Genomic DNA, 7,884 nt, shown 5'->3' with positions numbered 1-7,884 from the left:
GACGTCAGTTTCCGCCGTATTTACGAATACGCCGGCGGTGACTGGCAGGAAGATAACGGTGTCTGGCACCAGAACGTTTTCGCCTACTACCTCTCCATTGCGTGCAACCACTGTGAAGACCCGGCCTGTACCAAGGTGTGTCCAAGCGGCGCGATGCACAAACGTGAAGATGGTTTTGTGGTCGTGGATGAAGATGTGTGCATTGGCTGTCGCTATTGCCACATGGCCTGCCCGTATGGCGCGCCGCAATACAATGCCGCCAAAGGACACATGACCAAGTGCGATGGCTGTCATGAACGCGTTGCTGAGGGTAAGAAACCCATCTGTGTCGAATCCTGCCCGCTGCGTGCGCTGGACTTCGGCCCGATAGAGGAACTGCGTAAAAAACACGGCACCCTGGCCGCGGTAGCGCCGCTCCCTGGTGCGCACTTTACCAAACCGAGCATCGTCATCAAACCAAATGCCAATAGCCGCCCGACCGGGGATACCACGGGTTATCTGGCTAATCCGAAGGAGGTGTAAGATGGGAAGTGGATGGCATGAATGGCCGCTGATGATCTTCACTGTTTTCGGGCAGTGTGTTGTGGGTGGCTTTATCGTTCTGGCTCTGGCGCTGATGAAAGGGGACTTACGCCCTGATTCACAACAGCGTGTGATTGCCTGCATGTTTGGCCTGTGGGTATTGATGGGCATCGGTTTTATTGCTTCCATGCTTCATCTGGGCTCACCGATGCGGGCGTTTAACTCCCTCAACCGTGTCGGTTCTTCCGCGCTAAGTAACGAAATCGCCAGCGGCTCGATCTTCTTTGCCGTTGGTGGTATTGGCTGGTTACTGGCGGTGTTGAAAAAAATGTCACCAGCATTACGCAATCTGTGGTTAGTTCTCACCATGGTGCTGGGCGTAGTTTTTGTCTGGATGATGGTGCGCGTATATAACACTATTGATACGGTGCCTACCTGGTATAGTGTCTGGACGCCGATTGGGTTCTTCCTGACGCTGTTTATGGGAGGTCCGCTGCTGGGATATCTGCTATTACGCGTTGCCGGAATTGACGGCTGGGCGATGCGACTGCTGCCTGCTATTTCAGTGCTTGCGCTGGTTGTGAGCGGCATCATGTCCGTGATGCAGGGCGCCGAGCTGGCGACAATCCACAGCTCAATTCAGCAGGCATCTGCGCTGGTGCCCGATTACGGTTCGCTGATGGCATGGCGGATTGTGGCACTGGCTTTAGCGTTGTGCTGCTGGATTGTTCCGCAGGTGAAAGGTTACCAGCCGACAATACCGCTGCTTTCCGTCGCGTTTATTCTGCTGTTAGTCGGTGAGCTGATTGGCCGCGGCGTGTTCTATGGTCTGCATATGACGGTCGGCATGGCGGTCGCCAGCTAACCTGAAAATGCCGAATGGCATCGCGCTTGTCCGGCCTACACATTACAGTACTGAACGTGTAGGTCGGATAAGGCGTTAATATGGTCATCCCACAAATAAAAGATGCCTATTATCCATGAATTTTTTCGACTGAACGTAGCGGGGCAATTTTGTTTTAGATCAATTAAAACAAATAGATGTAATTTCCCATTTTTTATCAATCCGCATTAAGAATCAGTAATACGAATCGATCCCCCTGAAAGCGCCTCAGGCCCCTGATTGCGCCGATTGACAATGTTTTTTGCAGTGGCATGATGCGCATGAAATTTGAACTTCCTCACGGTTTTTATTCATGTCCACCTATACCCGTCCCGTTATGCTATTGCTGTGCGGGCTGCTTCTGTTGACCCTGGCGATCGCCGTGTTAAACACGCTCGTCCCGCTTTGGCTCGCCCATGAAAATCTGCCAACCTGGCAGGTAGGAGTGGTCAGTTCGTCCTATTTCACCGGAAATCTGGTTGGGACGTTACTGACCGGGTACTTAATTAAACACCTCGGTTTTAACCGCAGCTATTACATAGCCTCGCTTATTTTTGCTGCGGGCTGTGTCGGACTGGGCGTCATGGTAGGTTTTTGGAGCTGGATGACCTGGCGTTTTATTGCGGGTATCGGTTGTGCCATGATCTGGGTGGTGGTGGAAAGTGCGTTGATGTGCAGCGGGACGTCGCGTAACCGTGGACGCTTACTTGCCGCCTATATGATGGTCTATTACGTAGGGACGTTTTTAGGACAATTATTGGTCAGTAAAGTCTCGACAGAATTAATGAATGTTCTGCCGTGGGTGACCGGCACTATCCTTGCCGGAGTATTACCGTTGCTCTTTACCCGCATTGTGAATCAGCAGGGTGATGAACAACAGTCAACCCCCATTGTCTCTATGCTGAAGCTTCGCCAGGCGCGTCTGGGCGTGAATGGCTGCATTATTTCCGGGATTGTGCTGGGGTCGCTGTATGGCCTGATGCCGCTGTACCTCAACCATCAGGGTGTCAGCAATGCCAGCATTGGTTTCTGGATGGCGGTACTGGTCAGTGCAGGTATTCTGGGACAATGGCCAATTGGTCGTCTGGCCGATAAGTTAGGTCGCTTGCTGGTTTTGCGCGTTCAGGTCTTTGTGGTGATCGTCGGGAGTATCGCTATGCTGAATCAGGCGGCAATGGCACCTGCATTGTTTATGCTGGGCGCGGCAGGTTTCACCCTTTATCCGGTTGCGATGGCCTGGGCCTGCGAGAAAGTAGAACATCATCAGTTGGTCGCTATGAACCAGGCATTGTTATTAAGCTATACCGTGGGTAGCCTGCTTGGGCCGTCATTTACCGCCATGCTGATGCAAAATTATTCTGACAGTTTACTGTTTATCATGATTGCCAGCGTATCGTTTATTTATTTACTGATGCTGCTGCGTAAGACAGGGCATACACCGAATTCTGTGGCGCATATCTGATTTGATTTAACAGGATAAAAACAGGTTCCCATACATGTTGTTTATGTATACTTTATGGGAGCCTGTTTTATTTAATCATCGCTATTCTTTCCTGAAAATAAAATGTGCAGAAGATTATAGTTTTACATTCTGCCATTTCCGCTTGGCCATTTTACCGCGCATAATCCCTCGCTTCATTTATTGATTATCAAAAATAGCGTCTACGAAGGATCGCCAATGGCAAGTGTGCAGGAAAAACAATTGCGGTGGTACAACATCGCATTGATGTCTTTTATTACCGTATGGGGATTCGGCAACGTTGTAAACAACTATGCTAATCAGGGATTGGTGGTTGTTTCTTCATGGATATTTATTTTCGCCCTCTATTTTATCCCTTATGCACTGATTGTCGGACAACTTGGCTCCACGTTTAAAGACGGTAAGGGTGGGGTTAGTACATGGATTAAACACACAATGGGACCGGGACTGGCTTATCTCGCAGCGTGGACCTATTGGGTGGTGCATATCCCTTATCTGGCGCAAAAGCCACAGGCTATTCTGATTGCGCTGGGATGGGCTCTGAAAGGCGATGGTTCGCTGATTAAAGAGTATACCGTGGTGGCGTTGCAGGGGCTGACGTTAGCGCTGTTTGTCTTTTTCATGTGGGTTGCATCCCGTGGCATGAAATCGCTTAAAATCGTTGGATCGGTTGCGGGGATCGCGATGTTTGTGATGTCCATTCTGTATGTCGTAATGGCCGTCACCGCCCCGGCGATTACTGATGTGCAAATCGCCACAACCAATATCACCTGGGAATCTTTTATCCCGCACATCGATTTTACCTATATCACAACGATCTCGATGCTGGTCTTTGCGGTCGGTGGCGCGGAGAAAATCTCTCCATACGTTAACCAGACGCGTAACCCTGGCAAAGAGTTCCCGAAAGGGATGTTAGTTCTGGCGGTTATGGTGGCGGTGTGCGCGATCCTGGGTTCTCTGGCAATGGGGATGATGTTTGACTCTCAGCATATTCCTGATGACTTAATGACTAATGGCCAGTATTACGCTTTCCAGAAACTCGGGGAGTATTACGGCATGGGTAACACATTGATGGTTATTTATGCAGTTGCCAACACGTTAGGTCAAATTGCGGCTTTGGTGTTTTCTATTGATGCTCCGCTTAAAGTTTTACTGGGCGATGCTGATCGCAAATATATCCCTGAAAGCCTGTGTAAAACCAATGCCTCTGGTACACCGGTGAATGGCTATATTCTGACACTGGTGCTGGTGGCCATTTTGATTATGTTGCCAACGCTGGGTATCGGAGACATGAACAATTTGTATAAATGGCTACTGAATTTGAATTCAGTGGTGATGCCTCTGCGCTATCTGTGGGTGTTTGTGGCATTTATTGCCGTTATTCGTTTGGCGCAGAAATATAAACCGGAATATGTCTTCATTCGTAACCGCTCTCTGGCGATGACGGTGGGAATTTGGTGTTTTGCGTTTACTGCGTTTGCTTGCCTCACGGGGATCTTTCCGAAAATGGAAGCCTTTACTCCAGAGTGGACATTCCAGCTCACGTTGAACATTGTGACGCCGTTTGTGCTGGTTGGGCTGGGATTGATTTTCCCGCTGCTGGCAAGAAGAGGGCGTTAAGGGGAAATGTGGTGGGTAACAGGCTCGTTACCCACCACAAAGCTTAGTACATCACTTTGTGACCATACTGCTCAAGGATACCTTTCACGCGCTCCATGGTCTCTTTTTTCGGCGGCTTCACGCCGTCGAGTTTGTACTCTTCACCCATTGCCACCCATTTGTGTTTGCCAAGTTCGTGGTATGGCAGCAGTTCAATTTTTTCGACATTGCCCATATCACGGGTAAACTCGCCCAAACGGTGTGCTGAATCATCGTCATCGGACCAGCCAGGCACGACAACGTAGCGGATCCACACTTTGATGTCTTTGTTAGACAGGTAACGAGCGAACTCCAGCGTACGATGGTTAGATACGCCGACCAGGTTCTGGTGGATCTCGTCGTTCATCTGTTTCAGATCGAGCATCACCAGGTCGGTGACTTCCAGCAGTTCATCAATCACTGGATCGTAACGGCGAACAAAACCGTTAGTATCAAGACAGGTATGAATCCCTTCTTTTTTACAGGCACGGAACCAATCACGGACGAATTCAGCCTGGAGAATGGCCTCTCCGCCGGATGCCGTTACGCCACCACCGGATGCGTTCATAAAGTGACGATAGGTCACGACTTCTTTCATTAATTCATCGACGGTGACTTCTTTACCGCCGTGCGTATCCCATGTGTCACGGTTGTGGCAGTACAGGCAGCGCATCAGGCAGCCCTGGAAGAAGGTAATAAAACGGATGCCCGGGCCATCTACAGTGCCACAGGATTCAAAGGAGTGAATGCGACCAATAACTGACATTGCGGTGTTTCTCCAGGTGTGGCCCATCCGGGGCCAGTGTTAGTGCACAGTTATTAACTGTGTCGAGTCTGTTTTGGCTGTTATCCATACTTTTCGTCTTTCAAGCTGCATCTTTGTTAGCTTCCTTCGCTCACCCCAGTCACGTACTTCTGTACGTTCCAGGGGATTCACTCCGTTGCTGCCTCAATGCAACTCGAAATCCATCGAGTATATAAGTATAGATAGCTGACAAAGCAGGCTATTAAAAAGGCCCCACTTACGTGGAGCCTTTATTGTACGCTTTTTAAAGTACGATTTCAGTCAAAACCAATTACATGGTCTGAGTGAAGGTACGAGTAATAACGTCCTGCTGCTGTTCTTTAGTCAGGGAGTTAAAACGTACTGCGTAGCCAGAAACACGGATGGTCAGCTGCGGATATTTTTCCGGATGTTCCATCGCGTCCAGCAGCATTTCACGGTTCATGACGTTCACGTTCAGGTGCTGACCACCTTCGATGGACGCTTCATGGTGGAAGTAACCATCCATCAGACCAGCCAGGTTGGTCTTACGAACTTCGTCGTCTTTACCCAGTGCGTTCGGAACGATAGAGAAGGTGTAAGAGATACCATCTTTAGCGTAAGCAAACGGCAGTTTAGCAACAGAAGTCAGAGAGGCAACGGCACCTTTCTGGTCACGACCGTGCATTGGGTTAGCACCTGGGCCGAACGGTGCGCCAGCGCGACGACCGTCTGGGGTGTTACCGGTTTTCTTACCATAAACCACGTTAGAGGTGATGGTCAGAACAGACTGAGTCGGGATAGCGTTACGATAAGTAGTCAGTTTCTGAATTTTCTTCATGAAACGTTCTACCAGGTCAACCGCCATGTCATCAACGCGCGGGTCGTTGTTACCAAACTGCGGGTATTCGCCTTCGATTTCGAAGTCGATAGCCAGACCGTCTTCGTCACGAATCGGTTTAACTTTCGCATATTTGATTGCAGACAGGGAGTCAGCAGCAACGGACAGACCAGCGATACCACACGCCATGGTGCGGATAACGTCACGGTCGTGCAGCGCCATCAGAGAGGCTTCGTAGCTGTACTTGTCGTGCATGTAGTGGATAACGTTCAGTGCGGTGACGTACTGTTTAGCCAGCCAGTCCATGAAGTGATCCATGCGGTCCATAACTTCGTCGAAGTTCAGAACGTCGCCTTTGATCGGTTCAGATTTAGGACCAACCTGCATTTTCAGTTTTTCATCAACGCCACCGTTGATTGCGTACAGCATGGTTTTCGCCAGGTTTGCACGCGCACCGAAGAACTGCATTTGTTTACCAACAACCATCGGGCTTACGCAGCAAGCGATAGCGTAGTCGTCGTTGTTGAAGTCCGGACGCATCAGGTCATCGTTCTCGTATTGCAGAGAAGAGGTGTCGATGGACACTTTAGCGGCGAATTTCTTGAAGTTCAGAGGCAGTTTTTCAGACCACAGAACGGTGATGTTCGGCTCCGGAGAAGGACCCATGGTGTACAGGGTGTTCAGGAAGCGGAAGCTGTTTTTGGTAACCAGAGTACGGCCATCAACGCCCATACCGCCGATTGATTCAGTTGCCCAAATCGGGTCACCGGAGAACAGTTCATCATATTCAGGAGTACGCAGGAAGCGAACCATACGCAGTTTCATGACCAGGTGGTCAATCATTTCCTGAGCGTCTTGCTCGGTGATTTTGCCTGCTTTCAGGTCACGTTCGATGTAAGCATCCAGGAAGGTGGATACGCGACCGAAGGACATTGCTGCACCGTTCTGAGATTTAACCGCGGCCAGGTAGCCGAAGTAAGTCCACTGGATAGCTTCTTGAGCGTTGGTAGCCGGACCAGAGATATCGCAGCCATATTTAGCAGCCATTTCTTTGATCTGACCCAGAGCGCGGTGCTGTTCAGCGATTTCTTCACGCAGACGGATAGTTGCTTCCAGGTTTACGCCATTTTCCAGATCGGACTGCAGAGAGACGAACTGAGCGTATTTGTCTTTCATCAGGTAGTCGATACCGTACAGCGCAACGCGACGGTAGTCACCGATGATACGGCCACGGCCATACGCATCTGGCAGACCAGTCAGAACACCGGATTTACGGCAGTTCAGAATGTCTTTGGTATAAACATCGAATACACCCTGGTTGTGGGTTTTACGGTATTCGGTGAAGATTTTTTTCAGCATCGGGTCCAGTTCGCGATTGTACGCTTTGCAGGAACCTTCAACCATTTTGATACCGCCAAACGGGATAATCGCACGTTTCAGCGGAGCTTCAGTTTGCAGACCAACAATTTTCTCAAGCGCTTTGTTGATGTAGCCAGCGTCGTGAGAAGTGATGGTAGAAGCAACGGAGGTGTCAAAGTCAACAGGCGCGTGAGTGCGGTTTTCCTGTTTAACGCCTTCCATTACGCTGTCCCACAGTGCAGTGGTCGCTTCAGTTGCGCCAGCCAGGAAGGACTCGTCACCCTCATACGGAGTGTAGTTTTTCTGAATGAAGTCACGGACGTTTACTTCATTCTGCCAATCACCTTTGGTAAAACCTTCCCAGGCTGTGGCTAACTTTTCATTAAGCTCGGACATGT

At 49.9% G+C, this 7,884-nt stretch carries 6 protein-coding genes; 4 read left to right on the top strand and 2 right to left on the bottom strand.

The window, feature by feature from the left end; all coding sequences use genetic code 11:
- The 4 genes from OGY19_RS16555 to OGY19_RS16540 form a co-directional block, all read left to right on the top strand.
- The coding region (locus OGY19_RS16555; RefSeq protein ID WP_286596686.1) for a DMSO/selenate family reductase complex B subunit at nucleotides 1-522 on the top strand (522 nt) is incomplete at its 5' end.
- Between the two features lies 1 nt (nucleotide 523).
- Entirely contained in the window at nucleotides 524-1,387 is an 864-nt protein-coding gene (locus OGY19_RS16550; RefSeq protein WP_286596834.1) for a dimethyl sulfoxide reductase anchor subunit family protein, read from the top strand.
- A 331-nt stretch (nucleotides 1,388-1,718) separates the two neighbouring features.
- Nucleotides 1,719-2,867, top strand: coding sequence for an MFS transporter (locus OGY19_RS16545; protein ID WP_005123568.1), 1,149 nt, complete (start codon nucleotides 1,719-1,721; stop codon nucleotides 2,865-2,867).
- Nucleotides 2,868-3,083: 216 nt separating this feature from the next.
- Entirely contained in the window at nucleotides 3,084-4,505 is a 1,422-nt protein-coding gene (locus tag OGY19_RS16540) for an amino acid permease (RefSeq protein ID WP_005123567.1), read from the top strand.
- Nucleotides 4,506-4,548: 43 nt separating this feature from the next.
- Here OGY19_RS16540 and pflA read toward each other — a convergent pair whose 3' ends face one another.
- Entirely contained in the window at nucleotides 4,549-5,289 is a 741-nt protein-coding gene (gene pflA, locus OGY19_RS16535) for a pyruvate formate lyase 1-activating protein (RefSeq protein WP_003035751.1), read from the bottom strand.
- Nucleotides 5,290-5,599: 310 nt separating this feature from the next.
- Nucleotides 5,600-7,882, bottom strand: coding sequence for a formate C-acetyltransferase (pflB, locus tag OGY19_RS16530; RefSeq protein ID WP_061067614.1), 2,283 nt, complete (start codon nucleotides 7,880-7,882; stop codon nucleotides 5,600-5,602).
- Between the last annotated feature and the right edge of the window lie 2 nt (nucleotides 7,883-7,884).

It is taken from the genome of Citrobacter sp. Cy070 (genome assembly GCF_030332245.1).
Classification (GTDB): domain Bacteria; phylum Pseudomonadota; class Gammaproteobacteria; order Enterobacterales; family Enterobacteriaceae; genus Citrobacter; species Citrobacter youngae.
This window is presented reverse-complemented; position numbering and strand designations above follow the sequence as displayed.